This is a genomic window from Nocardioides ferulae (genome assembly GCF_003660455.1).
Lineage (GTDB): Bacteria > Actinomycetota > Actinomycetes > Propionibacteriales > Nocardioidaceae > Nocardioides > Nocardioides ferulae.
This window is the reverse complement of sequence record NZ_QZVR01000007.1, coordinates 1-25,379: the sequence shown is the minus strand read 5'-3', so window position 1 is coordinate 25,379 and position 25,379 is coordinate 1. Positions and strand designations below refer to the sequence as shown.

The 25,379-nt window shown below is 72.8% G+C and carries 22 protein-coding genes and 1 tRNA gene; 15 read left to right on the top strand and 8 right to left on the bottom strand.

What is annotated here, in order from left to right; translation table 11 throughout:
* Positions 1 to 23 precede the first annotated feature (23 nt).
* The gene (orn, locus tag D6B71_RS10210) at positions 24 to 638 is read right to left on the bottom strand and encodes an oligoribonuclease (protein WP_240641322.1); all 615 of its coding nucleotides are present in this window, start codon (positions 636 to 638) and stop codon (positions 24 to 26) included.
* A 133-nt stretch (positions 639 to 771) separates the two neighbouring features.
* Here orn and D6B71_RS10205 point away from each other — a divergent pair, with 133 nt between their 5' ends.
* From D6B71_RS10205 to D6B71_RS10190, 4 genes are all read left to right on the top strand, one after another.
* A complete protein-coding gene (locus D6B71_RS10205; RefSeq protein ID WP_240641299.1) occupies positions 772 to 1,239 on the top strand; it encodes a DoxX family protein in 468 nt (155 codons plus the stop codon).
* Positions 1,239 to 1,961 (top strand): DsbA family protein, encoded by a 723-nt coding sequence (locus D6B71_RS10200; RefSeq protein WP_121254663.1) that lies wholly within the window; start codon positions 1,239 to 1,241, stop codon positions 1,959 to 1,961. The genes D6B71_RS10205 and D6B71_RS10200 overlap by 1 nt, the downstream gene beginning before the upstream one ends.
* 71 nt (positions 1,962 to 2,032) lie before the next feature.
* Entirely contained in the window at positions 2,033 to 3,070 is a 1,038-nt protein-coding gene (locus D6B71_RS10195; protein WP_121254661.1) for an adenosine deaminase, read from the top strand.
* A 135-nt stretch (positions 3,071 to 3,205) separates the two neighbouring features.
* Entirely contained in the window at positions 3,206 to 3,859 is a 654-nt protein-coding gene (locus D6B71_RS10190) for a response regulator transcription factor (protein ID WP_121254659.1), read from the top strand.
* Positions 3,860 to 3,878: 19 nt separating this feature from the next.
* Here D6B71_RS10190 and D6B71_RS23780 read toward each other — a convergent pair whose 3' ends face one another.
* From D6B71_RS23780 to D6B71_RS10180, 3 genes are all read right to left on the bottom strand, one after another.
* Positions 3,879 to 4,001, bottom strand: a complete 123-nt coding sequence (locus D6B71_RS23780) for a hypothetical protein (protein ID WP_276310996.1) — start codon at positions 3,999 to 4,001, stop codon at positions 3,879 to 3,881.
* A 119-nt stretch (positions 4,002 to 4,120) separates the two neighbouring features.
* Positions 4,121 to 4,197 (bottom strand) — tRNA-Arg (locus tag D6B71_RS10185).
* Between the two features lie 222 nt (positions 4,198 to 4,419).
* On the bottom strand, positions 4,420 to 4,791 hold the full coding sequence (locus D6B71_RS10180) for an MmcQ/YjbR family DNA-binding protein (RefSeq protein ID WP_121254657.1): 372 nt from the start codon (positions 4,789 to 4,791) through the stop codon (positions 4,420 to 4,422).
* 128 nt (positions 4,792 to 4,919) lie between these two features.
* Here D6B71_RS10180 and hemG point away from each other — a divergent pair, with 128 nt between their 5' ends.
* Positions 4,920 to 6,317, top strand: a complete 1,398-nt coding sequence (hemG, locus tag D6B71_RS10175) for a protoporphyrinogen oxidase (RefSeq protein ID WP_164519609.1) — start codon at positions 4,920 to 4,922, stop codon at positions 6,315 to 6,317.
* Positions 6,314 to 7,507 carry a TIGR04053 family radical SAM/SPASM domain-containing protein gene (locus D6B71_RS10170; protein WP_121254652.1) on the top strand — a complete coding sequence of 398 codons (1,194 nt, stop codon included), beginning with the start codon at positions 6,314 to 6,316 and terminating at the stop codon, positions 7,505 to 7,507. Before hemG ends, D6B71_RS10170 begins: the two co-directional genes overlap by 4 nt.
* Positions 7,508 to 7,587: 80 nt before the next feature.
* Here D6B71_RS10170 and D6B71_RS23775 read toward each other — a convergent pair whose 3' ends face one another.
* Positions 7,588 to 9,228 carry a methyl-accepting chemotaxis protein gene (locus D6B71_RS23775; RefSeq protein WP_121254650.1) on the bottom strand — a complete coding sequence of 547 codons (1,641 nt, stop codon included), beginning with the start codon at positions 9,226 to 9,228 and terminating at the stop codon, positions 7,588 to 7,590.
* Positions 9,229 to 9,514: 286 nt separating this feature from the next.
* Between D6B71_RS23775 and galE the strand changes: the two genes are divergently transcribed.
* From galE to D6B71_RS10145, 4 genes are all read left to right on the top strand, one after another.
* Complete coding sequence (gene galE, locus D6B71_RS10160) at positions 9,515 to 10,495, top strand: UDP-glucose 4-epimerase GalE (protein WP_121254648.1); 981 nt, start codon at positions 9,515 to 9,517, stop codon at positions 10,493 to 10,495.
* Positions 10,496 to 10,600: 105 nt separating this feature from the next.
* A complete protein-coding gene (locus D6B71_RS10155) occupies positions 10,601 to 11,830 on the top strand; it encodes an MFS transporter (protein ID WP_121254646.1) in 1,230 nt (409 codons plus the stop codon).
* A 9-nt stretch (positions 11,831 to 11,839) separates the two neighbouring features.
* Positions 11,840 to 13,129, top strand: coding sequence for an MFS transporter (locus D6B71_RS10150; protein WP_206051675.1), 1,290 nt, complete (start codon positions 11,840 to 11,842; stop codon positions 13,127 to 13,129).
* A gap of 2 nt (positions 13,130 to 13,131) precedes the next feature.
* Positions 13,132 to 14,931 (top strand): glycoside hydrolase family 2 protein, encoded by a 1,800-nt coding sequence (locus D6B71_RS10145; RefSeq protein WP_240641319.1) that lies wholly within the window; start codon positions 13,132 to 13,134, stop codon positions 14,929 to 14,931.
* Positions 14,932 to 14,953: 22 nt separating this feature from the next.
* Here D6B71_RS10145 and D6B71_RS10140 read toward each other — a convergent pair whose 3' ends face one another.
* Entirely contained in the window at positions 14,954 to 16,411 is a 1,458-nt protein-coding gene (locus tag D6B71_RS10140) for an aminopeptidase P family protein (RefSeq protein ID WP_121254642.1), read from the bottom strand.
* Between the two features lie 59 nt (positions 16,412 to 16,470).
* Here D6B71_RS10140 and D6B71_RS10135 point away from each other — a divergent pair, with 59 nt between their 5' ends.
* The 5 genes from D6B71_RS10135 to ettA all read left to right on the top strand — a co-directional run bounded on the left by D6B71_RS10135 (position 16,471) and on the right by ettA (position 23,501).
* The gene (locus tag D6B71_RS10135) at positions 16,471 to 17,613 is read left to right on the top strand and encodes a PrsW family intramembrane metalloprotease (protein WP_240641298.1); all 1,143 of its coding nucleotides are present in this window, start codon (positions 16,471 to 16,473) and stop codon (positions 17,611 to 17,613) included.
* Positions 17,610 to 19,370: a dynamin family protein gene (locus D6B71_RS10130; RefSeq protein ID WP_240641297.1), complete on the top strand. Its 1,761-nt coding sequence runs from the start codon at positions 17,610 to 17,612 to the stop codon at positions 19,368 to 19,370. The genes D6B71_RS10135 and D6B71_RS10130 overlap by 4 nt, the downstream gene beginning before the upstream one ends.
* Before the next feature lie 84 nt (positions 19,371 to 19,454).
* Positions 19,455 to 21,110, top strand: coding sequence for a YfjP family GTPase (locus D6B71_RS10125; RefSeq protein ID WP_121254640.1), 1,656 nt, complete (start codon positions 19,455 to 19,457; stop codon positions 21,108 to 21,110).
* A 122-nt stretch (positions 21,111 to 21,232) separates the two neighbouring features.
* The gene (locus D6B71_RS10120; protein WP_121254638.1) at positions 21,233 to 21,688 is read left to right on the top strand and encodes a single-stranded DNA-binding protein; all 456 of its coding nucleotides are present in this window, start codon (positions 21,233 to 21,235) and stop codon (positions 21,686 to 21,688) included.
* Between the two features lie 130 nt (positions 21,689 to 21,818).
* Positions 21,819 to 23,501 carry an energy-dependent translational throttle protein EttA gene (gene ettA, locus D6B71_RS10115; protein ID WP_121254636.1) on the top strand — a complete coding sequence of 561 codons (1,683 nt, stop codon included), beginning with the start codon at positions 21,819 to 21,821 and terminating at the stop codon, positions 23,499 to 23,501.
* A gap of 65 nt (positions 23,502 to 23,566) precedes the next feature.
* Here the strand turns inward: ettA and D6B71_RS10110 are convergent, their stop codons facing one another.
* Both D6B71_RS10110 and D6B71_RS10105 read right to left on the bottom strand, forming a co-directional pair.
* A complete protein-coding gene (locus tag D6B71_RS10110) occupies positions 23,567 to 24,661 on the bottom strand; it encodes an aldo/keto reductase (protein WP_240641296.1) in 1,095 nt (364 codons plus the stop codon).
* A 105-nt stretch (positions 24,662 to 24,766) separates the two neighbouring features.
* On the bottom strand, positions 24,767 to 25,379 hold a 613-nt coding region (locus tag D6B71_RS10105; protein WP_164519608.1), incomplete at its 5' end, for an HNH endonuclease signature motif containing protein.

Here is a 25,379-nt window from a genome sequence, read left to right as displayed (position 1 = left end):
GGGACGCGGAGAGTGTACGGGAATCAGGTGCCGGGCGCGGAATCGGGGGCGGGGTGCTCCTCGGGTGCGCCGGTCAGCGCCCCTCCGTGCCGAGCGGCGATGGCGCGCGAGGCGTCGCTGTCCGGCCCGGGGGCCGGCACGAAGATCGCCTCGCGGTAGTAGCGCAGCTCCTCGATGCTCTCTCGGATGTCGGCCAGGGCACGGTGGTTGCCGCGCTTCTCCGGCGCCTGGTAGTAGGCCCGGGGGTACCACCGGCGGGCGAGCTCCTTGATCGAGGAGACGTCGACGATCCGGTAGTGCAGGAACGACTCGAGGTCGACCATGTCGCGGGCCAGGAACGCCCGGTCGGTGGCCACGGTGTTGCCCGCGAGCGGGGGGCGGCTGCCGTCCGGGCAGTGCTGCTTGACGTAGGCGAGCACCTGTTCCTCTGCCTCGGCCAGGCTGAGGCCCTGGTCGAGCTCGGTGAGCAGGCCCGAGGTCTCGTGCATGGTGCGGACGAAGTCGCCCATCTGGTCGAGCGCCTCGGCGGGCGGCTTCACGACCAGGTCGACGCCCTCCCCGAGCACGTTGAGCTCGAAGTCGGTCACCAGGGCGGCGACCTCGATCAGCGCGTCGGAGCGCAGGTCGAGGCCGGTCATCTCACAGTCGATCCACACGAGTCGGTCGTTCACGGGGAGCCACGATAGGCCCTCGGGCACGGGCAGCGGTCCCGCAAGGACGGGACCTTCGCCTCTCAGCCCCCGCTCAGGGCGGCGGCCTAGCGTGGACTCCGTGAAGGAGTGGCTCGGCCTACTGGCGCGTCTCGTGGTCGGTGGCGTATGGATCGTCGCGGGGGCGTTGAAGTTCCCCGACCCTGCTGCCAGCGTCCGCGCCGTGCGCGCCTACGACCTGTTGCCGCCGTCGATCGAACCCACCGTGGGTCACCTGCTGCCCGTGCTGGAGGTGGTCGTCGGCGCCATGCTGGTGTTCGGCCTGTTGACCCGCACCGCGGGCGCCGTCTCGGCCCTGCTCTGCGTCGCGTTCATCATCGGCATCTCCTCCGCGTGGGCGCGCGGGCTCGAGATCGACTGCGGCTGCTTCGGCGGCGGCGGGCTCGAGGAGGGCGCCTCCTCGAAGTACCCGTGGGAGATCGCCCGCGACGTCGCGCTGCTCGCGGCCTCCCTGTTCCTCGTCTGGGTTGGACGGACCCGGATCGCGGTGGACAACCTCTTGTTCCGTCCTGTGCCGGAAGGACCCTGATGTCGAAGAAGACCGAGCGCGACTCACGCTCCCAGCGAGCCGCCGCGGCCATCGCCGAGCAGCAGCGCAAGGAGCGTCAGCGCCAGTCGATCATCGTCGGCGCCATCGTCGCCGTGCTGCTCGTGATCGTCGTCGGGATGTTCATGGTGCTCTCGGGTCAGGACACCTCCGGCGACGAGGCGGACAGCGTGCCGGCCGGCGTGACCGACGACTACGGCGTGGTCATCGGCGAGGAGGACGCCCCGCTGGAGGTGGTCATCTACGAGGATTTCCAGTGCGGGGTCTGCGCGCAGTTCCACGCGGCGATGGGCGACCAGTTGAACGCCGCCGCCGAGGACGGCCGCGCGAGGGTCGAGTTCCGTGTCGTGTCGTTCCTCAATGACTACTCGGATCGGGCGCACAACGCCGCGATGGTGGTCCTGGACACCGCGGGCGAGGAGGCCTTCCTGGAGTTCCACGACGTCCTCCTCGAGAACCAGCCGCAGGGCGGCGACGGGCTCTCCGACGACCAGCTGGTCGACTACGCCGTCGAGGCGGGCGCCGACGAGGACGCGGTGCGCTCCGGCATCGAGGACATGACCTTCGAGCAGTGGACCGTCAACGCCACCGACGAGATGTCGAAGAACGACGTCTCCGGCACCCCGACGGTGTTCATCGACGGCGAGGTCACCGAGAACCCGGCCGACGCCGTGGCGCAGCTGCAGGAGGCGCTCGGCGAGTAGGGCGAGCCACCGGCGGCGACGGCGGCGTCGACGTTTCGGTGCGCCCGTCGGGTCGCTGCCATGATCGGTTCATGGATGCGAGACGCTTCATCGCCGGGCTGCCCAAGGCCGAGCTGCACGTGCACCACGTCGGCTCCGCGTCCCCGCGGATGGTCGCCGAGCTGGCGTCCCGGCACCCCGGGACGGTGCCCAGCGACCTCGACGAGCTGCGCCGCTTCTACGAGTTCCGCGACTTCGCCCACTTCATCGAGGTCTACCTCGCGGTCGTCGACCTGGTCCGCACCCCCGAGGACATCCACTACCTCACCTACGAGGTGGCGCGAGAGATGTCGGAGGGCCAGCAGCTGCGGTACGCCGAGCTGACCTGCACGCCGTACACCTCCGTGCGTCCGCACGAGGAGGGCAAGGGCATGCCCATCGAGGCCTACACCGAGGCCATCGAGGACGCGCGGATCGCGGCGGAGCGGGACTTCGGCCTGGTGCTGCGCTGGATCTACGACATCCCCGGCGAGTTCGGGCTGCCCGCGGCCGAGGCGACCCTCGACTACGCGGTGAACCACCGCCCCGAGGGGCTGATCGGGTTCGGTCTCGGCGGCCCGGAGATCGGCGTGCCGCGCCCCCAGTTCGAGCCGTACTTCACCGCGGCCCGGCAGGCGGGCCTGCACTGCCTGCCGCACGCAGGGGAGACCACTGGCCCCGAGACGATCTGGGACGCCGTCCGGCTCCTCGGCGCCGAGCGGATCGGGCACGGCACGTCCGCCGCACAGGACTCCGCGCTGCTGGAGTATCTGGCCGAGAACGACATCCCGCTGGAGGTGTGCCCCTCCTCGAACATCGCGACGCGGGCCGTCGCCACGCTGGAGGAGCACCCGATCCGCGCCTTCCACGAGGCAGGGGTGCCGGTGACGGTGAACTCCGACGATCCGCCGATGTTCAACACCTCGCTGAACCGCGAGTACGAGATCGCCGCCGATCTGCTCGAGCTCGACAGCGACGGCGTCGCCGAGCTGGCCCGCACTGCCGTCCGCGCGTCGTACGCCGATGACGCGGTCAACCAGCGGGTGCTCGGCGAGATCGACGCCTACGTCGCGGCAGCGCCGGACGCCTGATCGAGATCGTCCCGGCGCAGGGACAGCAGCGGCCCCGCGAACTCATACTTCGCGGGGCCACCAGGTTTGTATCCCCTCCGCCGGTGCCCCATGCGGACCCGAGCCGGCGTGTCGCCGGCGGGTTAGGGTTCCGCCATGAGCCAGGGCAAGCCGATCCGCATCGCCGTCGTGAACGACTACGAGATCGTGGTCGCGGGAGTTGCTGCTGCGCTGGAGCCCTACGCCGACCGCGTCGCCGTGGTCGAGATCGACAGCCGACTGCCGGTGGCGAGCGACGTCGACGTGATCCTCTACGACACCTTCGGTGCCGCGCAGGGTGCCTCGGTGGACGTGGAGGCCGTGCGCGCGGGCGGTGACGCTCGCTTGGTCGTGTTCAGCTGGAACACCCACCGCGAGCTGGTCGAGGGGGCCCTGCGGGCCGGCGCCACCGGCTACCTGTCGAAGGCGCTGCCGGCCGAGGAGATCGTCGCGGCGATCGAGCGGATCTTCGACGGAGAGACCGTGCTCCCCGAGCACGAGGAGCCCGTCCACGAGGAGGTCGGCGCCTGGCCCGGCCGCGAGCACGGGCTGACCGCCCGCGAGGCCGAGGTGCTGGCGCTGATCACCCAGGGCCTGAGCAACCAGGAGATCGCGCAGCGCACCTACCTGAGCATCAACTCGGTGAAGACCTACATCCGCACCGCCTACCGCAAGATCGGTGTCGAGCGGCGCTCACAGGCTGTGGGTTGGGGCATGCGCCACGGCTTCGAGCCGGACCGGGTGCGCAGCATCGACGACACCTTGGGCTGACCTTTCGAGGGCGGTCCGTTCAGGACCAGTGGCCGGTGAGCGCGAGCACCAGCATCACGACCAGCCCGACCACGGTGCCAGCGGCGGCGACGGCTCCGACGTACAGCCCGGTGCGCTCGGCGGCGCCTCGGCGCAGCTTCAAACCCGACTGCTGCGCGACCCCGGCCCGTTCACCATGGTCCCTCCCGGGTGTGGTCTCGCCGGGGCGTGGTTACCGGTCATGCCCGTCCCGAGGGTCAGCGGACCCCGACGAGTGCGTCGTGGCGCCCCCGGCAGGATTCGAACCTGCGACCGGCGGATTAGAAGGCCGCTGCTCTATCCAGCTGAGCTACGGAGGCGGGGGATGGGCATGCGCGGCGACGGCAACCGAGGAACGGCAGTGCTGTGGTTCCGTCTCCGCGAGGACCCACCCGGGGCCAAGTATGGCGCATCGCGGTCCATTGGCTGTGTAGTGCCGCCATCGAGCCCGTCCAGGGTCCACGCAGCGGACGCCGCCACTTGGTGATGTGTCGTTCGCTGCCAACAGGTGGCAGCGAACGACACACCTCCCGGCCGGCACCTCAGTCGTCGGGCCGGTCGACCTGTGCCGCGAGGCGATCGGGCGCCTGGAGGCAGTAGGAGTCGGTGAGCAGCTCGGCGAGCTCCTCCCAGTCGGTGTCGTCGTCGAGGAGGATGCCGACGACGTTGTCGCCCCAGTCGACCTTGAAGTACGGCGCGCCGAGGTGCTGGAAGGCGAGCACCTCGTCGGGCTCGGCGCGGAAGGTGATCCGGAACCGCTGGTCCTCCCCGCCGAACACGTGGGCCACGGTGCGGCCCTGCACCCGCCACCGCACTCCCGCCCAGGCGTCCTCCTCGCGGCACTGCGGGAAGCCCTGCAGGATGCCGCGCAGGCGGGTGACGTAATGCTCGGGGACCGGGGGACGGTTGGACACGGCAGGAATCTGCCACACGGCGCGGACACCCTGGCCCGGGACGGCCGTGCCGACCGCGGACCTGCGTCCCGAACCCGGGTGACCAAAGGCCCCGGTCCGGGCCGGCCCCGCTGCCTAGGCTCGAGGACGTGGATTCTCGCCCGCCTCGCAGGGTGGCGGTGATCGGGGCAGGAGTGTCCGGGTTGGTCGCCGCGCGGCGACTCGCCCGCTCCGGCGCCCGGGTGCTGCTGCTGGAGTCGGCCGACCGGATCGGCGGTCAGGTGGAGTCCGTCGAGGTCGCGCCCGGGCTGCACCTCGACGTCGGCGCCGAGGCGCTCCACCTCGCGGCCCCCGGCGTCGCCGACCTGATCGAGGAGCTCGGCCTGGGCGACACCATGGTCCGCTCCGCCCCGCTGGGCAGCAGCCTGCTCACGCCCCGGGGCCTGCGGCCGCTGCCGGCCGGCGTCGGCCCGGCCGGACCCAGCCGGCTCGGCCCGGTGCTGAGCAGCCGCACGCTGACCTGGACCGGGCTGGCCCGCGCCGGACTCGAGCCCGTCGTCGCCCGGACCACCCCTCCGCTGGCCGACGACGCCGACGTCTCCGTCGGCGACTTCGTCGGACGCCGCTTCGGCACCTCGGTCGTGCGCACCTTCGTGGACCCCCTCCTCGGCGGGCTGCACGCCGGCGACGTCTCCCGGCTCAGTCTGCGCGCCTGCGCGCCCGCGTTGGTGCCCGCGGCCACCGGCCGCCGCTCGCTGGTGCTGCGGCGCCCCCCGCGCAACGGCCCCGCCCCGACGATGAGCTTCGCGACCTGGCCCGAGGGTCTGAGCGCGCTGACCTCACGGCTCGTCGCAGACTGCCCGGGCGTGGAGGTCCGGACCGGGGTCACGGTCACCTCGCTGGCCGCGGCGCCCGGCGGTGGGTACGAGGTCACCACCGAAGGCGTGCGCGGCGGTGCGGACGTCGTGGACGCCGTCGTCCTGGCCGTGCCGGCCCCGACCACCGTCCGCCTGCTGGACACGCTCGTTCCCGCTGCGGGCCGGAGCCTCGACCCGGCCGAAGCCGCCGACGTGGCCACCGTGCTGGTAGCCGTGCCTGCCCGGGCCGCCGAGGCCGCGCTGCGCGGCACCGGCATGCTCGTGCCCGCCGGCAGCGGTCGGCTCCTCAAGGCTGCCACCCATCTCACGCGCAAGTGGCCCCACCTCGACACCGGGAACGACTTCTGGCTGCGGCTGTCCGCGGGCCGGGCCGGTGAGCACCGTGCCTGTGACCTGGGCGACGACCAGTTGGTCGCCGCGCTCCTCTCCGACCTGCGCGCCATCACCGGTCTCGGGGCCGAGCCCAGCGCGAGCATCGTCCGCCGGTGGCCCGCCGCGCTGCCCCAGCTCACCGTCGGGCACGTCGCCCGGCTCGCCGCGCTGCGCGCCGCCCTGCCGCCTGGCGTCGTCCTCGCCGGCGCGTCGTACGACGGTCTCGGCATCGCCTCCTGCCTTCGGTCCGGCACCGCCGCCGCGGCCGCTCTCACCCCCTCCGAGGAGACTGCATGACCGTCCAGAGCCGTGCCGAGACCCGCCCCGCGGTGCGTCAGCTGCACCACGACCCGGGCGACCGGCCGATGATCACGATCTGGGAGGTCACCCGCGCCTGTGCGCTCGTGTGCCGGCACTGCCGTGCCGACGCCCAGCACCGCGCACACCCGCGGCAGCTCACCACCGTCCAGGGCAAGGCCCTCCTCGACGACATCGCCGGGTTCGGCAAGCCGTTCCCGATCGTCGTCCTCACCGGCGGCGATCCGTTCGAGCGGCCCGACCTGCCCGAGCTGGTGCGCTACGGCACCGGGCTGGGCCTGCACGTGGCGCTCTCGCCGTCGGTCACCCCGCGGCTCACCCCCGACGTCCTGGCGGAGCTGCGCGACGCCGGGGCCGTGGCGCTCTCCCTGTCGCTGGACGGCGCGGTCGCCGGCACCCACGACTCGTTCCGCGGCGTCCCCGGCGTGTACGACGACACCATGCGCGCCGCGCGCTGGGTCAAGGAGGCCGGCTACCGGCTGCAGATCAACACCACCGTCACCCGCGGCACCGTCGACGAGCTGCCCGACGTGCTGCGCACGGTCCTCGACCTGGGCGCAGCGCTGTGGAGCGTGTTCTTCCTGGTTCCGACCGGGCGGGGTACCGCGCTCACGCCGCTGTCGGCGCCCGAGGTCGAGGACGTGTTGCACTGGCTGCACGACGTCTCCGACCTGGTCGCGGTCAAGGCCACCGAGGCTCCGCACTACCGCCGGGTCGCGATCCAGCGGGCCCGCGGGGAGCAGGTGGAGCTCGGAGACCTCTACCACCAGCTGAGCGCCGCCACCGCCGACCTGCGACAGGGCAGGGCGGGGCAGACGCGGCGGCCGCGACCGCCGATCGACGTGAACTCCGGGCGCGGCTTCGCGTTCATCGACCACGTCGGCGATGTCTACCCCTCCGGCTTCCTCCCGCAGCGCTGCGGCAACGTCACCGAGCGCAGCTTCCGCGAGATCTACCGCACCGATCCGGTGCTGACCTCGCTGCGCGACCCGGCCGGGTTCCACGGCAAGTGCGGGGTCTGCGAGTTCCGCGACTTGTGCGGGGGCTCCCGCTCCCACGCCTACGCTGTCACCGGTGACCTGCTCGGCTCGGACCCCACCTGTGTCTATGTGCCCCCCGGGGTGGACGAGCCGCACGCACGCCCGGGCCAGGCGGTTCACTCCTCCTGAGCCTGATGTGCGGTTCGGTGCCGGATGCCGACACCGAACCGCACACCTGGACGCTGGCGCGCAGCGGGCTGCTGGTTGCTCTAGTACTTGAACCCGCTGACGAGTCGTTGCATCTCGGCGGCCATGCGGGCGAGCTCTCCGGCGGCTTGGCTGGTGGAGTTCGCGGCGGCGGTGGTGTCGTTGGTGGTGCGGGCGACGCCGGTGATGTTTTGGGCGATGTCGCCTGCGCCGAGGGCGGCTTCGTTGACGTTGCGGCTCATCTCGTTGGTGGTGGCGGTCTGCTCCTCGACGGCTGAGGCGATGGTGGTCTGGGCGTCGCTGATCTCGGCGATGATGGTGGAGATGTGGGCGATGGCCTGCACGGCGGCCTCGGTGTCGGTCTGGATGGCCTGGATGCGGGTGCTGATGTCTTCGGTGGCGCGGCTGGTCTCCTGGGCGAGCTCTTTGACTTCGTTGGCGACGACGGCGAAGCCCTTGCCGGCTTCGCCGGCGCGGGCGGCTTCGATGGTGGCGTTGAGGGCGAGGAGGTTGGTCTGTTCGGCGATGGAGGTGATGACCTTGACGACGTTGCCGACTTCGATGGAGGACTGGCCGAGTTTGGCGACGGTGGTGTTGGTGGTTTCGGCGACTTCGACGGCTTGGGTGGCGACGCCGGCGGCGCTGGTGGCGTTGGTGGCGATCTCGCGGATGGAGGCGGACATCTCTTCGGTGCCGGCGGCGACGGTCTGGACGTTGCGGGAGACTTGTTCGGCGGCGGCGGAGACGAGTTCGGTCTGGGTGGCGGTCTCGCCGGCGGAGCCGGACATCTGGTTGGAGACGGCGGAGAGCTCTTCGGCGGCGGAGGCGAGGGATCCGGCGTTGTCGGCCATGTTGGTCATGGCTTCGGCGAGGCGGTCGCTGGCGGTGTTGAGGGCGGTGGCCATTTGGCCGACTTCGTCTTTGGAGTCGAGGTCGAGGTGTTGGGTGAGTTCGCCGGCGGCGAGTCCGCGTAGGGCGGTTGCGGTGGCCACGATGGGTCCGGCGATGCGGCGGGCGACGACCAGGGACAGGCCGATCGAGACCAGCAGGCCGACCCCGAGCACCAGGAAGAGCGTGGTGCGCGCGGCGGCGTAGGTGGCCTCGGCCTCCTCGACCGCCGCGACGGCCTCCCCGGCGATCATGTCCTCCAGCCAGTCCAGCGTCTCGTGCAGCGAGGTCGCCAACGGAGCGACCTCGGCCTCGCGCAGCTCGGCCAGCGCGGTCCAGCGGCGGTCGCGGGCCAGGTCGAGCACCGGCCCGCCGGCCAGCTCGGTGTACGCAGCCCAGTCCGCACGGAACTCGGCCAGCTTGGCCTGGTCGGTCTCGTCGAGGTCCACCTCACGCTCGAGGGTGGCCAGCGCCGCCTCCATCGCCTCGACGTCGGCGAGGTAGGCCTCGTGCGCGGGTCCCTCCTCGGTGGCCATCTCGTCGGCCAGGGCGTCCACCCGGGTCTGCAGGAACGCCTGCCGCACCAGCCCGATGTGCGCGATCGGCTCCAGGCCCTCCCGCTCGATCGCGGCGGCCTCGTCGGCGAGCTTCCCCATCTGCATCACCGACACGCCACCGATGCCGCCCGCGAGCAGCAGGCCCAGAGCGGCCACCAGGAGCACCTTGGAGCGCAGCCTGAGGTCGTCGAACCAGCCGACCAGACGCGAACGCCGGCGGTCGGCGGCGGGGCGGTCGGCGGCGGGGCGCGCTTGCATCGATGAGGTTGTGGGGGCGGACATGCCGGTGGACTCCTCCGTGCTGCCGCGCCTCCCGAGCCGGCCGGCCGAGTGATGGCCCGAGAACGAGGCTCGAGGGAGCCTCGACGGACCACCCCCCCCGGGCCGTCGCGGTGCCGATCGGCCGCCGGAGGACCAGCCTGACCGATGGTGTCCCAGGTCACGGGCCGCTCCTCGCATAACGAGCCGCGCTGACTGCGCAGTCGGGACATCCGAGTCGCGCGTCGTCCCCCGACCCGGCCGAGCCTCGCGATAGCGTGCCCAGATGACCTGGTTGGTGACCGGAGGCGCGGGCTACATCGGCTCGCACGTCGTGCGTGCGATGGTCGAGGCGGACCTGCCGGTCGTGGTCCTCGACGACCTGTCCACGGGGTTCGAGAGCTTCGTCCCGCCGGGCGTCGAGCTGGTGCAGGGCAGTGTGCTCGACGCCAAGCTGGTCGACCACACCCTCCAGGAGTACGAAGTCGACGGGGTCGTGCACATCGCCGGGTTCAAGTACGCCGGAGTCTCGGTCGAGCGCCCGCTGCACACCTACGAGCAGAACGTGTCCGGCATGGTCACGCTGCTCAGCTGCATGCAGGCGCTCGGCGTCGACAAGATGGTGTTCTCCTCCAGCGCCGCGACCTACGGCACCCCCGACGTGCCGGTGGTCACCGAGCAGACGCCCACCATGCCCGAGTCGCCCTACGGTGAGACCAAGCTGATCGGCGAGTGGATGCTGCGTGCCGCCGGTCGGGCGCACGGGCTGCACCACACCAGCCTGCGCTACTTCAACGTGGTCGGCTCCGGCTCGGTCGACCTGTTCGACGCCAGCCCCCACAACCTGTTCCCGCGGGTGTTCGAGATGCTCGCGAGCGGCCGGACGCCCCAGATCAACGGCGACGACTACCCGACGCCCGACGGCACCTGCGTGCGCGACTACGTGCACGTCGTCGACCTCGCCGAGGCCCACGTCGCGGCGGCGCGGCGGCTGGCGGGCGGCGAGCCGGTCGAGCGGATCTACAACCTCGGCTCCGGCGACGGCACCTCGGTGCGCGAGATCATGGACACCGTCCGTGAGGTCACCGGCATCGACTTCGACCCGGTGATCACGGACCGCAGGCCCGGCGACCCGGCCCGGATCGTCGCCTCCGGCGACCTGGCCGCCCGCGACCTCGACTGGCGGATGCGGCACTCCCTGCGCGAGATGGTCTCCTCCGCCTGGTCGGCCCACCAGGGGTCCGCGGTGCCGGCGGCGAAGCAGTAGCGACGCCGCCACGGCGCTAGACTTCACGGCGCACAGGGTCCCTGCGCGTCGTTGGAGGTGGGTTCGGCGCGCGCCTCCCTCTGCGCACCCTCCAAGGACCCACCCGTGTCACCCCTCGCCTCCTACCGGCGCCTGTTCGCGCTCACCGGACCCCTCTACGTGCTGGTCGCCTTCGTCGGGCGGCTGCCGCTGGCCATGAGCCAGATGGGCACGCTGCTGCTCGTCTCCGACGCCACCGGCAGCTACGGCACCGGCGGGCTCGCCGCCGGAGCCCTCGCGGTCACGAACGCGGTCGGGGCGCCGTTCGCCGGCATGCTGGCCGACCGGCACGGCCAGCGGCCCGTGGTGCTGACCCAGTCGCTGGTCGGCGCGGCCGCCCTGGCCGGGCTCGTCGCTATCGCGGGCAACGACCGGCCCGCGCCGGTGCTGGTGGCGGTCGCCGCCGGCGCCGGGCTCGCCCTGCCGCAGGTCGGCCCGCTCGCTCGCGTCCGCTGGCGGCCGATCACCGAACGCCCCGGCCAGCCGCGGCTGCGGCTGATGGACGCCGCGTTCTCCTACGAGGGCGCCGCCGACGAGGCCTCCTTCGTGCTCGGCCCCGCGCTGGTCGGCATGCTCGTCGTGCTGGTCTCGCCGCCCGGGGCGGTCCTCACCGCGGCCGTCCTGCTCGCGGTCTTCGGCACCGCGTTCGCGCTGCACCCCACCGCCCGGATGACCCGGGCCTCGGGGCCCCGGACCGCCGGCGGGGGCGGGCTCCCGAGGCTGCTGTTCGCGCTCCTCCCGGCGATGCTGTGCGTCGGCATCCTCTTCGGCGCCACCCAGACCGGCACCACCGCGCTCGCCGCGGAGGTCGGCCGTCCCGGCGTGGCCGGCCTGGTGCACAGCCTGCTGGGCGTCGGCAGCGTGCTGGCCGGCCTGGCGACCGTGCTGCTGCCCGAACGGCTCGGTCACGAGCGCCGGCTGCTGGTCGCGGCCGCGGCGCTGCTCGTGCTCTCCGCCCCGCTGCTGGCCGTGGACTCGCTCCTCGCGCTCGTGCTCGTGGTGCTGGCCCTGGGCTTCGGCGTCGCGCCCTACATGATCAGCGTGTTCACCCTGGGTGAGCGGATCCTGCCCGGCGCCCGGGTGGCGATGGGGATGACACTGATCGCCGGCGCCGCCGGGGTCGGGTACGCCGTGGGCGCGGCGGTCGCCGGGCAGCTCGCCGACCGGCACGGCCACCAGGCCGCGTTCGCGGTGACCGTGGCCGCGACGGTGCTGGCGGTGCTGGTGAGCGCGGCCCTGCAGCGTCCCGCACGTCACGCGCTCGAACGCGCCCGCGCGGAGCGTGCCTCCCTCTAGAGTCCGACCGTGACTCGCCGCACGTGGACCCTCGTCGTCGTGCTCGGCCTGGCTGGCCAGCTCGCCTGGACGGTCGAGAACATGTACCTCAACCTGTTCGTCTACGAGACGATCACCGACGACCCGACCGTCACAGCGGTGCTGGTGGCCGCCAGCGCGGTCACCGCCACGGTGGCGGCGATGCTGGTCGGTGCCGCCTCCGACCGGGCGGGCACCCGGCGCCGGTTCATCGCCCTCGGCTACGTCGCCTGGGGGCTGACCACCGCCGGCTTCGGCCTCCTCAGCGCCGACGCGGTCGCGACCTGGGCTCCGGTGGGCGACGCGGTGGCGTTCGCGGTGGTCGCGGTCGTGCTGCTCGACTGCCTGATGTCGTTCCTGGGCGCCGGCGCCAACGACGCGGCGTACCAGGCCTGGATCACCGACATCACCACCCCCGACGTCCGTGGCCGCGTCGAGGGGGTGGTCGCGCCGCTGGCCCTGGTGTCGATGCTGATCGTCTTCGGCGGGTTCGACTGGCTGGCCCAGCGCGACGACTGGCGGGCGTTCTTCGGCTCGATCGGGCTGCTGGTGGCGGCGGCCGGGGTGCTCGCCTGGTTCACGGTGCGCGACGCGCCGGCGCTGCGGCGCAGCCCCGAGGGCTACCTCGGCTCGGTGCTGCACGGGCTGCGCCCCTCCGCCGTGCGCGCGAACCCGGTGCTCTACCTGGCGTTGGTGATGTGGGCCGTGGTCGGCACCGCGACCCAGGTGTTCCTGCCGTTCCTGATCATCTATCTGCAGAAGACGCTGCGCATCGACGGCTACGCGCTCGTGCTGGCCGTGGTGCTGGGCGGTGCCACCGTGGTGGCGGTGCTGGGCGGCCGGTTGATCGACCGGATGGGCAAGCTGCGGGCGGTGTTCCCGGCGGTCGCGATCTATGCGGCCGGGCTGCTGCTGATGTTCCCGGCCCGCGGCATGGCGGCGGTCATCCTCGCCGGACTGGTGACGATCGGCGGGATGATGCTGGTGCTGGCCGCCGTCGGCTCGTTCGTGCGCGACCACACGCCGCGCGACCGCGCCGGCCAGGTGCAGGGCCTGCGGATGGTCTTCGCGGTGCTGGTGCCGATGGTGGTCGGGCCGTTCCTCGGCGCCGCGGTCATCCACGGGTCCGGGCGCACCTACACCGATCTGGGGGTGGAGCGGCAGGTGCCCACTCCGGGCATCTTCCTGGCGGCCGCCGCGGTGCTCGCCGTCGTGCTGCCGCTCGCGCTGCTCGCCCGGCGCCTCGAGCTGCGGGCCGCGGCGCTGGAGCCGGTCTCGTGACCATGCTGACCCGGTGGGGTCGCGCACTCGACCCGGACGCCACCCTGCCCGAGCACCCTCGACCGCAGCTGTTCCGGGAGCGCTGGCTCAACCTCAACGGCCGCTGGTCCTACGCGATCGTGGCGGGGCGGCTCGACGACCCCACGCCCGCGACCTGGGACGGCGAGATCGTGGTGCCGTTCTCCCCGGAGGCGCCGCTGTCGGGCGTGGGTCGCGCGCTCCGACCCGGCGAGACCATCTGGTACCACCGCACCGTATCGCTCCCCGCCCCGCTGCGAGCGGCCGCGGGGGAGCGGGTGCTGCTCCACCTCGGCGCCGTCGACCAGGTCTGCCGGGTGCTGGCCGGCCCGGACACCGACCGGTTGGACGAGGTGGGCCGGCACGAGGGTGGCTACCTGCCGGTGCGCTGCGAGGTCACCGACGCGGTGGCCCCCGATGGCTCGCTCACGGTGGTCGTCGCGGTCGAGGACGAGACCGATGCCGGCCCGCGCTCGCGCGGGAAGCAGCGCACCCGCCGCGGCGGCATCTGGTACACCCCCCAGTCCGGCATCTGGCAGACGGTCTGGCTCGAGACCGTGCCGGAGACGTACGTCGAGCGGCTGGTGCTGACCCCTGACCTGGCCGCCGGAGAGCTCGAGGTCACCGTGCATCTGGACGGGCCCGCCCCGGTCCCGGCCGAGGTGGAGGTGCGTGCCGGCGAGCGGGTGACCGGCCGTGCCGAGGTGGTCACCGGCACGCCGACCCGGGTGGCGCTCGACGAGATCCGGCCCTGGCACCCCGACGACCCGTTCCTCTACGAGGTGACCGTCCGCGCCGGCGCCGACCGGGTGACCGGCCAGGTCGGGATGCGCTCGTTCGGCGTCGGGCCCGGCGCCGACGGCCGGCCGCGACTGCTGCTCAACGGCGAGCCGTTCCTCCAGGTCGGCGTGCTCGACCAGGGCTACTGGCCCGACGGTCTCTACACGCCGCCGGCCGATGCGGCGATGGTGCACGACATCGCCGAGATGAAGCGGCTCGGGTTCACGATGCTGCGCAAGCACATCAAGGTCGAGCCGCTGCGGTGGTACCACCACTGCGACCGGCTCGGGATGCTGGTGTGGCAGGACGCCGTCAACGGCGGCGCGGCCTACCGTCCCGGCGTGGTCACCGCGCCGGCGGTCGCGCCGTTCGTGCGGCTGCGTGACACCGGTGCGCGTGGCCACCGGCGGTTCGGCCGGGCAGACAGCGCCGGCCGCGCGGCGTACGAACGGGAGCTGCGCGAGCTGGTCGAGCACCTGCGCAGCGCCACCTCGCTGGCGGTGTGGGTGCCGTTCAACGAGGGCTGGGGGCAGTTCGACGCCGCCCGGATCGCGGGCGAGGTGGCGGCGCTCGACCCGACCCGGCCGGTCGACCACGCCAGCGGCTGGCACGACCAGGGCGCGGGCGACCTGCGCAGCCTGCACGTCTACTTCCGCCCCTTCCGGGTGCCGAGGGCGGTCCGGCGGCGCCGGGAGCCGCGGGTGCTGGCGCTCACCGAGTACGGCGGCTACGCGCTGGCCGTGCCCGGGCACACGTGGGGGGAGAAGAGCTTCGGCTACCGCCGGATGCGCGACGCGGGCGCGCTGGCCGAGGCGTTCCTGCGGCTGCACCGTCGCCGGCTCGCGCCGGCGGTCCGGCAGGGACTGGCCGCCACGGTCTACACCCAGCTCAGCGACGTCGAGGACGAGATCAACGGCCTGCTCACCTACGACCGGGAGGTCACCAAGCTGCCGGCCGAGGTGGTGCGGGCGGCCGTGGCCGCGCTCGCCGACGCGGCCCCCTGATCGCCGTGGGAGCGGTGGCGGGTCAGCCGCGCAGCCGCCCCATCCACTCCTCGATGTCGGCGGCGGCCCGGGGGAGCGCGGCGGACAGGTTGCGGGCACCGTCGGCGGTGACCAGCACGTCGTCCTCGATCCGGATGCCGATGCCGCGCAGCTCCTCGGGGACCAGCAGGTCGTCCTCCTGGAAGTACAGCCCCGGCTCGACGGTCAGGCACATGCCCTCGGCCAGGGTGCCCTTCGCGTAGGACTCCGGCGCGGCCCGGCCGCAGTCGTGGACGTCCATGCCGAGCATGTGGCTGGTGCCGTGCAGGGTCCAGCGGGCGTAGACCCGGCTGTCGGGGTCGAGCGCCTCCTCGGCGGAGACCGGCAGCAGGCCGAGACCCTCGAGCCCGTGCGCGAGCACGGTCATCGAGGCCTGGTGCACCGAGCTGAACTCGACCCCGGGCCGGACCGCCTCGATGCCCGCCTGCTGGGCGGCGAGGACCAGGTCGTAGAGCTCGCGCTGCAACGGCGTGAACCGGCCGTCGACCGGGAGGGTGCGGGTGACGTCGGCGGTGTAGAGGTCGCGGCCCTCGACGCCCATGTCGAGCAGCACCAGCTCACCGGGGGTGATCGGGCCGGTGTTGTCGATCCAGTGCAGCGTCGTGGCGTGCTTGCCGCCGCCGACGATGGAGTCGTAGCCGATGTCGTTGCCCATCGCCCGCGCACGGCGGAAGAAGGTGCCCTCGATCCAGCGCTCGCCGAACTCGAGCACGCGGTCCCACTCGCGCACGGAGTCCTCGAAGCCGAGCGTCGTGACGTCGCAGGCGGCCTGGAGCTCGCCGACCTCCCAGTCGTCCTTGACCAGGCGCATCTCCGAGACGACGCGGGCCAGGTCGCCGTCGAGCGCGTCGTCGCCGTCGACGAGTGCGTCGACCTGCGCCGACACCCCGCGGTGCACGCGGGTCTTGCCCGACCCCGACAGCGCGGCGGGCAGCTCGTCGACGTGGCGCACCTCCAGCCCCAGGGACGCCGACATCTCGCCGAGCGAGGGCCGGCGGCCGGCCCAGAGCTCGCCGTACTGGCGGTCGCGGAAGAACTCGTCGGTCTCGCGGCTGGACCGCGGTCGCGCGTAGAGCACCGCCTCACCGTCGTCGAGCACCAGGACCGCGTCGGTGGTCTGGTTGAGGGTGAAGTAGGTGTGGGCGGTGTCGGAGCGGAACCGGTAGTCGGTGTCGTTCGAGCGCACCTTGAAGGTGCCGGCGGGCAGCACGAGCCGCTCGCCGGGGAACGCCGCCGCGAGCTGTGCCCGCCGCCGGGCGGCGTGCTCGGTCGCCGGGTGCGGCGGCAGGTCGAGCTCGCGGTCGCCCCAGCCCTGCCGCATGAACGCGGCGTACGCCGCCGGCACGGCCGGGTCGTGCGACTCGGTCTTCGCCTCGGTCTGCCCGGCCTCGGCAGGCGGGTTCTTGGGCTCGGTGCTCTCGGGGGTGACCTGCTCACTCACGCCCGCCACTGTACGCGGCGATCGGCCCCGGAGCCGGGTCAGCCGATAGGCTGCGGGCCGTGTCAGCACCCCCCGTAGCAGTCCGGACGCGCCGCCGCGACGGCGTCGTGTTCACGGTCGTGGTCTCGGTGCTGGTCGCGGGCAGCGCGGCGTTGATGCTGCTGGTCCTGGCGCTCTCGGGTGCGCCGGGCACCCTCGTCCTGGCGACGGTGCTCGCGGCACTGCCGGTCGGCCCGCTGGTCGCTGCCTACCTGTGGCTGGACCGCTACGAGCCCGAGCCACGGTGGCTGTTGGCGTCCGGGCTGCTGTGGGGCGGATTCGTCGCCACGGCGGCCGCGATCCTGGTGCAGGGTGTCGGCGGCTGGGTGGTGGGGTTCACCGAGGAGGCCAGCCTCGCCGTGGTCGCCCCGGTCACCGAGGAGGCCAGCAAGGGCGCGTTCCTGCTGCTGTTGCTGTGGTGGCGACGGGCCGAGCTCGACGGCATCCTCGACGGCATCGTCTACGCCGGCATGGTCGGGGTGGGCTTCGCGTTCGTCGAGAACATCCTCTATCTCGCCGCCGCCTACGACGGCACCGACGGCATGGGGCCCGGCGGCACCACCGCGCTGACCACCACCTTCGTGCTGCGCTGCCTGTTCAGCCCGTTCGCGCACCCGCTGTTCACCACGTTCATCGGCCTCGGGGTCGGCATCGCGGTGGGATCCCGCAGCGGTGCGGTACGCCTGCTGGCGCCGGTTGGGGGGTACCTCCTGGCCGTGATCGCACACGGACTGTGGAACGGCTCCACGATCTTCGGCTTCGGCAGCTTCGCGCTGGTCTACCTGGTGCTGATGCTGCCGGCGCTGCTGGGGCTGGGCGGCCTGGCGTTCTGGGCGCGCCGCTCGGAGCGGCGGATGCTCACGATGGCGCTCGGCGACGCCGCCCGGCGGGGCCTGATCCCCGGCACCGACATCGGCTGGGTGGTCGACCTCGGCGCCCGGCGGCTGGCCCGCCGGCACGCCAGGGAGCGGGGCGGCCCGGACGCCGAGCGGGCGATGCGCGACTATCAGCAGGCCGCCGTGGAGCTCGGGTTCCTCCACCACCGCTATCTCCGGGGCACCCCGCCCCCGGACTTCGCCCTGCGTGGTCAGGAGTACGTCGCCAGGATCGGCGCCGTCCGCCCGTCCATCGCCTTCCCCGGACAGGTGGTCCCGACCCGATGACCCATCGTTCCAGCGAGACCCAGATGGACAGCACCCAGATGCTGACCGCGCTGGTGCGGCTGCGCGGGGCGCTGCAGGCGGCGACCCTGCCGCTGGAGGGGCCGAGCGTCGAGGCCCACCGCACGGCGCGCCGGGAGATGGTCGATCAGCTCGAGGACTACGTGATCCCGCGGCTGATGACGATCGAGGCGCCCCTGCTGGCCGTGGTGGGGGGCTCGACCGGGGCCGGCAAGTCGACGCTGGTGAACTCGCTGGTCGGCCGGCGGGTGACCCAGCCGGGCGTGCTGCGTCCGACCACCCGCAGCCCGGTGCTGGTGCACCACCCCGACGACGCCGAGTGGTTCGGCCAGGACCGCCTGCTGCCCGACCTCGAGCGGGTCTCCCACGCCACGACCGACCCGGGCGCCCTGCAGCTGGTGCCCGCCGACACGATCCCGCAGGGGCTGGCCATCCTCGACGCCCCCGACGTCGACTCGGTCGAGGAGCAGAACCGGCTGCTGGCCGCGCAGCTGCTCGCCGCCGCCGACCTGTGGCTGTTCGTCACCTCCGCCGCCCGCTACGCCGACCAAGTGCCGTGGGACTTCCTCAAGCAGGCCGCCGAGCGCTCCGCCGCGGTCGCCGTGGTGCTCGACCGCACCTCCGACGACGCGCTGCACACGGTCGCCACCCACCTGGCCCGGATGCTGGCCAGCCGCGGGTTGAAGGACTCCCCGTTGTTCACGGTGAGCGAGGGCACGGTCTCCGACGAGGGGCTGCTGCCTCCGGCGCTGGTGCGCGACGTGCGCGGGTGGCTGGAGTCGCTGGCCGCCGACAGCAGCGCCCGCACCGCGGTGGTCCGGCAGACGCTCGAGGGCGCCATCCGCACCGTGGCCCGGCGTGCCTACCCGGTCGCCGACGCCGCGGCCGAGCAGTCCGGGGTGGCCCGCCGGCTTCGCGAGGACGCCGACCGCGCCTACGACGAGGCCATCGAGGCGGTGGTGACCGCCTCGGCCGACGGCACCCTCCTGCGCGGCGAGGTGCTGGCCCGCTGGCAGGAGTTCGTCGGCACCGGCGAGCTGCTCAAGAGCCTGGAGAACCGGGTCGGGTGGCTGCGCGACCGCGTGGTCAACGCGGTGAAGGGCAAGCCCCAGCAGGCCGAGCGGGTCACGGTCGCGGTCGAGTCGGGCCTCGAGACGCTGATCCTGGAGCACGCCGAGGCCGCGGCCGAGCGGGCCGAGGCGTCCTGGCGGCAGCTGGCCGCGGGCCAGGCCCTGCTCGCCGGCGCCGACCAGGACCTCGGCCGCGCCTCCCGAGACCTGCGGCGCAACGCCGAGCGAGCGGTGCGCGACTGGCAGCACGACGTGCTCGAGATGGTGCGCACCGAGGGCGCCGACAAGCGGGGCACCGCGCGCTTCCTGGCCTTCGGGGTGAACGGGCTCGCGGTCGCACTGATGGTCGTCGTGTTCGTCCACAGCTACGGGCTCAGCGGCGCCGAGGCCGGCATCGCCGGGGGCTCGGCGGTGCTGGGCCAGAAGCTGCTCGAGGCGGTCTTCGGCGACCAGGCGGTGCGTAGCCTCGCAGAGCGGGCCCGGCGCTCGCTCGAGGAGCGGGTTCGGGCGCTGCTGGACGACGAGCGGCGCCGCTACCTGGCGCTGCTCGACGCGCTCGAGCTGACACCGGACGCCGCCGAGCAGGTGCGCGAGGCGGCGCGGCGGGTCGACGACCTGCGCTTCGCCGCGGCCCGGCCCGCCGCAGGTCAGGCGCCCGACGGGGCCTGACCGGCTACACCTAGGGTTGGTCCGAGGGACCGACCGCACCACCGACCGAACCCGAGCACACAGACGCAGCGTCCGAGGGAGAAGATGACGTCCTTGCTGGAGGGGGCCAAGAAGCTGGTCACCCGGGGCACCGACATCGGCAGTCGCCTCGAGGGCCTCGACGCCGCGCTCGGCGCGGCGCGGGGTCGCCTCGACGACCGCCTGCTCGACGACGCCACCCAGGTCCTCGACCGCGCCACCGGCCGGCTGCGGCTCTCGGCGCAGCACACCGTGGTCGCCATCGCGGGTGCCACCGGCTCGGGCAAGTCCTCGACGTTCAACGCGCTCACCGGGCTGGAGCTCTCCGCCGTGGGCGTGCGGCGGCCGACGACCTCGTGGGCCAGCGCCTGCGTGTGGGGTGCCGAGGGCGCCGAGGAGCTGCTCGACTGGCTCGAGATCCCCCCGCGCCACCGGACCACGCGCGACTCCCTGCTCGACAACTCCCGCGAGGACTCCGCGCTCGAGGGCGTGGTGCTGCTCGACCTGCCCGACCACGACTCCACGGAGGTCTCCCACCACCTCGAGGTCGACCGGCTCGTGCAGCTCGCGGACCTGCTGGTGTGGGTGCTCGACCCCCAGAAGTACGCCGACGCGGCCATCCACGACCGCTACCTCGCGCCGATGGCGGGCCACCACGAGGTGATGCTCGTGGTCCTCAACCACATCGACACCGTGCCCGAGGACCGCCGGCAGAGCATGGTCGACGACGTCCGCCGACTGCTGGACGCCGACGGCCTGCACGGCGTACCCGTGGTGCCGCTGAGCGCCAAGCACGGCTTCGGCATCCCCGAGCTGCGCGGCGAGATCGCCCGCCGGGTGGCGGCCAAGAAGACCACCCGCACCCGTCTGGAGGCCGACGTCCGGGCCACCGCCCTCCGGCTCGAGCAGGCCTCCGGCGACGCCAGGACCCGGGCGGTTCCCGCGGAGCGGGTCGCGGCCCTGGAGTCCGCGCTGGCCGACGCGGCGGGCGTGCCGACCGTGGTGTCGGCGGTGGAGCGCTCCACCCGGATGCGCGCGGGCCGGGCGACGGGCTGGCCGGTGGTCTCCTGGTTCTCCCGGCTCAAGCCCGATCCGCTCAAGCGTCTCCACCTCGACCTCGGGGCCGAGGGCGACCGGCTCACCGGCCGGGCGCGCACGTCGGTGCCGGAGGCCACCCAGGTCCAGCGGGCCCGGGTCGACACCGAGGTGCGGGCGCTGGCCGACGACGTGTCGGCGGGCTTGGCCCCGCCCTGGACCGAGGCCGTGCGCCGCGCCTCGCTGGCGCACCTTCCCGACCTCGGCGACCGGCTCGACCGCACCCTCGGCGAGGCCGATCTCGGCGTCGCGAAGCTGCCCGTCTGGGCGGGTGCCGTGCGCCTGCTGCAGTGGCTGCTGCTGCTCTCCGCCGTCGGCGGCTTCGGGTGGCTCGCGGCGCTCGCCGTGATGGGCTACCTGCAGGTCCCCGAACCGTCCACGCCGAAGGTGGCCGGACTGCCGGTGCCGACGCTGATGCTGCTCGGCGGGGTGCTGCTGGGGGTGCTCCTCGCGCTGCTGAGCCGGGCGCTGGTCGCGATGACCGCGCGCCGCCGGGCGGCGGCCGCGGACCGGCGGCTGCGTGGTGCGGTGCACGAGGTGGCCGCCGAGCTCGTGGTGGCCCCGGTCGAGGCCGAGCTGCAGGCCTACACGACCGTGCGCAACGGGCTGGCCAAGGCCCTCAAGTAGCCCTCGTCCACAGGCCCGGCCCGGAATCGCCTGTCCACAGGCCCCTGCGGTGGCCCGTGCGCTGCCCCGGCAGAGCGGGGCAGCCTGCTCCTCGACACACCACAGTGCGACGAGGAGACGAGATGAACGAGACCATGGTGACCCTGCAGGGCTACGTCGGAGGACCGGTGACGGTGCGCCGCGCCGGAGACTCCAACGTGGCGTCGTTCCGGGTCGGCAGCACCCCGCGCCGCTACGTGCGCCGCACCGACGAGTGGGTCAGCGGGCAGACCCAGTGGTTCACGGTGAACGCCTGGCGGGGCCTGGGTGAGCACTGCGAGGCCTCGCTCAAGGTGGGCGACGCCGTCGTCGTCCACGGCCGGCTGCGCACCAGCACCTGGGTCAACGCCAGCCAGGTCGAGGTGACCACGTTCGAGGTCGAGGCCGACGTCGTGGGTCACGACCTCAACCGGGGCACCGCGTCGTTCACCCGCGTCGGCGGTCAGGCCCGGCAGCAGGCGGACACCGGCGAGTCGCGCGACGCGCCGCAGCCGGCAGCCGCCACGCAGACCGCGCCCGCCGACAGCAGCGCCGCCTGATCGCGCACCGGGGCCCGGAGATGCCCAGGGCCCGTCGGGTCGGCCGGACGACCGACAGGCCCTGAGCCCTCCGGACGCGGCGAACCCCCGATCGGGTCTGGCCTGGCTCGGCCAACTAGGCTCTCCCACCATGGCGGAATATGTCTTCACCCTGCGCAACGTCCGCAAGGCCCACGGTGACAAGGTCGTCCTCGACAACGTCACGCTGTCGTTCCTGCACGGCGCCAAGATCGGCGTCGTAGGGCCCAACGGCGCCGGCAAGTCGTCGCTGCTGAAGATCATGGCCGGGCTCGACCACCCCAACAACGGCGACGCGATGCTCGACCCGGAGGCCACGGTCGGCATGCTCCAGCAGGAGCCGCCGCTGACCGAGGGCAAGACGGTCCTCGAGAACGTCGAGGAGGCGGTCAGCGAGATCAAGGGCAAGATGGCGCGGCTCGACGAGCTCTACGCCTCGATGGGCGACCCCGACGCCGACCTCGACAAGCTGAACGAGGAGGCCGGCAACCTCCAGACCGAGCTCGACCACGCGAACGCGTGGGATCTCGACAGCCGGCTGGACCAGGCGATGGACGCGCTGCGCTGCCCGCCGCCCGAGGCGATCGTCGACAACCTCTCCGGTGGCGAGCGGCGCCGGGTCGCGCTGTGCAAGCTGCTGCTCCAGCAGCCCGACCTGCTGCTGCTCGACGAGCCCACCAACCACCTCGACGCCGAGTCGGTGCAGTGGCTCGAGGGCCACCTCAAGAGCTACCCCGGTGCCGTCCTGGCCGTGACCCACGACCGCTACTTCCTCGACAACGTCGCCGAGTGGATCGCCGAGGTCGACCGCGGTGCCATCCACGGCTACGAGGGCAACTACTCCACCTACCTGGAGACCAAGAAGGAGCGGCTCAAGATCGAGGGGCAGAAGGACGCCAAGCGCGCCAAGATGCTCGAGAAGGAGCTGGAGTGGGTCCGCTCCAACCCCAAGGCGCGGCAGGCCAAGAGCAAGTCCCGGCTGGCCCGCTACGAGGAGATGGCGGCCGAGGCCGACCGGATGCGCAAGATCGACACCTCCGAGATCAACATCCCGGCGGGTCCGCGCCTCGGTGACGTGGTGCTCGAGGCCAAGGGGCTCACCAAGGGCTTCGGCGACCGCACCCTGATCCGCGACCTGACGTTCTCGCTGCCCCGGGCCGGCATCGTCGGCGTCATCGGCCCCAACGGCGTCGGCAAGACCACGCTGTTCCGGATGATCACCGACCAGGAGCAGCCCGACGCGGGCGAGCTCAACGTCGGGCAGACGGTGAAGATCTCCTACGTCGACCAGAGCCGCGGCGGCATCGACCCCAACAAGAACGTCTGGGAGGTCGTCTCCGACGGTCTGGACTTCATCAAGGTCGCGAACTTCGAGATGAACTCGCGCGCCTACGTGGCCTCGTTCGGCTTCAAGGGCCCCGACCAGCAGAAGAAGTCGGGCGTGCTGTCGGGCGGTGAGCGCAACCGCCTGAACCTCGCGCTCACCTTGAAGATGGGCGGCAACCTGCTGCTGCTCGACGAGCCCACCAACGACCTCGACGTCGAGACGCTCTCCTCGCTCGAGGACGCGCTGCTCGACTTCCCCGGCTGCGCGGTGGTCACCTCCCACGACCGCTGGTTCCTCGACCGGGTGGCCACCCACATCCTCGCGTGGGAGGGCGACGACGAGGACGACGCGAAGTGGTTCTGGTTCGAGGGCAACTTCGCCTCCTACGAGGAGAACAAGGTCGAGCGTCTCGGTGTCGAGGCCGCCCGTCCGCACCGGGTCACCCACCGCCGGCTGACCCGCGACTGAGCATCGGCAGCCCACTCCCGGCGGCGTCCCCGCCGGGGGTGGGCTGTGTCGTCGTCGTTGAGGCCCTAGTGGTCGCCACCGCTCGGTGCTGTGCGGGTCCCTGGCCGGATGCCCAGCCGCTGCCAGTGCCCCAGCTGGCAGAAGTCCTCGACCATTCCGTAGGGATACGGCGGCAGGCCGGGGTCGCTGACGCGGGTGAGCGCCTGGGTGTCGTCGTCCTCGAGCGTGAGGCCGACGGCGCCGAGGGTCTGCGAGAGCTGTTCGGCGGTCCGGGCGCCGAGCAGGACCGAGGCGACGCCGGGTCGGGTCAGCAGCCAGGCCAGCGCGACGTGCGCAGGAGGTCGGCCATATCGCTCGGCGATGCTCGTCACGGTGTCGAGGATCCGCCAGGTCCGGTCGGTGTTGCGCGTGTCGTAGGCCTCGACACCGCGGTCGGGATCCTCGCCGAGTCGGGTGGCGCCGGCGGGGCGGCTGTCCGGGCTGTACTTGCCGGTCAACCAGCCACCGGCCAGGGGCGACCACGGGGTCAGGGCGACCGACTCCTCAAGACAGACGGGCAGCACCTCCAGTTCGATGCCGCGGTCGAGGAGGTTGTACTGCGGCTGGAGGACGGTCGGGACGACGTAGCCGCCGAGCCGGGCGGTGGTGATGATCCGTTGAAGCTGCCAGCCGGTCACGTTGGACCACCCCACCTGGTGGATGGTGCCGGCCCGGACCAGCGCGGTGAGGGTGTCCAGGGTGTCCTCGATCGGTGTCTGTTCGTCCCAACCGTGCACGAAGTAGACGTCCAGGGCGTCGAGCCCGAGCCGGGACAAGCTCCCGGCGACGGCGCGACGCAGCTCGCGCCGTGAGGCCCCCGGTGCCCCGGCCGGCGCGCCGAAGCGCCCCTTGGTCGCGATCACCAGGTGGTCGTGCCCGCGATCAGCGAGCCACCGACCGACGATCCGCTCGGACTCGCCCGAGCCGTAGACATCGGCAGTGTCGATGAACGTGCCGCCTTGCTCGACGTAGTGATCGAGCTGTGCGAAGGCTGCCTGCTCAGCCGTCTCGACCCCGAAAGTCATCGTGCCGAGCGCAAGGCGGGTCACCGACGGGGCGCCTGGGCCGAGCATGGCGGTGCGGGCGCTGAGCGGATGGGTGGGCGTCGTGTCGTCGGGCATGTGACGATTCAAGACCCTGGAGTGCGCTCCAGGCCAAGGGGCAGGTGACTGCTCACGAGCCGGCCCGGAGATGAGTTGCTGATCCACCGTGTTGCGGTGGTCGGTCTATTGGCGGAGTCGGGTGAAGGTGACGGTGCCGTCGGGTGCCCAGGCCTGGTCGTAGTCGCGGTGGTGGTGCCAGGGGCAGAGGAGGGCGCCGTCGGCGAGGTCGGTGTTGCCGCCTTGGGCCCAGGGGTTCTTGTGGTGGGCTTCGCACCATGCGGCGGGGACGGTGCAGCCGCGTGCTTGGCATTGGTGGTGGGCCAGGCCCATCGCGATGCGTTGAGGGCCGGTGAAGAGTCGTTGGCTGCGGCCGAGGTCGAGGACCTGGGACTCGCCGTCGAGGACGGCGGGCAGGAGGCTGTGTTCGCAGGCCAGGCGGCGGAGTTGGCTGATGGAGATCTGGTCGCCGGTGGAGAGGCCGGCGGCGCCGAGGTCGTGACGGAGCTTGTCGTGGTCGATGGTGGCGACGACGTTGACCGGGGTCCGGCCTTGGGTGGGGAGCTTGTCGGTCGGGATGTGCTCGGTGAGCGCGCAGAAGGCGAGCCCGAGGAGCTGGTCGTGGGGGATGCGTTCGCCGGTGTCGGGGTCGAGGCGGGGGAGCCCGTCGGCGACTTCGTGGTGGTGGTCGAGTCGGGGGCTGGTGTGGGCGTGGAGGGCGGTCTTGAAGATCGCGGCG

Excerpts from the sequence above, each read along its gene's own strand:
- galE (WP_121254648.1), top strand. The coding sequence starts at position 9,515 with ATGACCTGGTTGGTGACCGGAGGCGCGGGCTACATCGGCTCGCACGTC.
- orn (WP_240641322.1), bottom strand. The coding sequence starts at position 638 with ATGACCGGCCTCGACCTGCGCTCCGACGCGCTGATCGAGGTCGCCGCC.
- D6B71_RS10195 (WP_121254661.1), top strand. The coding sequence starts at position 2,033 with ATGGATGCGAGACGCTTCATCGCCGGGCTGCCCAAGGCCGAGCTGCAC.
- D6B71_RS10125 (WP_121254640.1), top strand. The coding sequence starts at position 19,455 with ATGACGTCCTTGCTGGAGGGGGCCAAGAAGCTGGTCACCCGGGGCACC.
- D6B71_RS10190 (WP_121254659.1), top strand. The coding sequence starts at position 3,206 with ATGAGCCAGGGCAAGCCGATCCGCATCGCCGTCGTGAACGACTACGAG.
- D6B71_RS10130 (WP_240641297.1), top strand. The coding sequence starts at position 17,610 with ATGACCCATCGTTCCAGCGAGACCCAGATGGACAGCACCCAGATGCTG.
- D6B71_RS10120 (WP_121254638.1), top strand. The coding sequence starts at position 21,233 with ATGAACGAGACCATGGTGACCCTGCAGGGCTACGTCGGAGGACCGGTG.
- D6B71_RS10170 (WP_121254652.1), top strand. The coding sequence starts at position 6,314 with ATGACCGTCCAGAGCCGTGCCGAGACCCGCCCCGCGGTGCGTCAGCTG.
- D6B71_RS10110 (WP_240641296.1), bottom strand. The coding sequence starts at position 24,661 with ATGCCCGACGACACGACGCCCACCCATCCGCTCAGCGCCCGCACCGCC.
- D6B71_RS10145 (WP_240641319.1), top strand. The coding sequence starts at position 13,132 with ATGCTGACCCGGTGGGGTCGCGCACTCGACCCGGACGCCACCCTGCCC.
- D6B71_RS23775 (WP_121254650.1), bottom strand. The coding sequence starts at position 9,228 with ATGCAAGCGCGCCCCGCCGCCGACCGCCCCGCCGCCGACCGCCGGCGT.
- ettA (WP_121254636.1), top strand. The coding sequence starts at position 21,819 with ATGGCGGAATATGTCTTCACCCTGCGCAACGTCCGCAAGGCCCACGGT.
- D6B71_RS10200 (WP_121254663.1), top strand. The coding sequence starts at position 1,239 with ATGTCGAAGAAGACCGAGCGCGACTCACGCTCCCAGCGAGCCGCCGCG.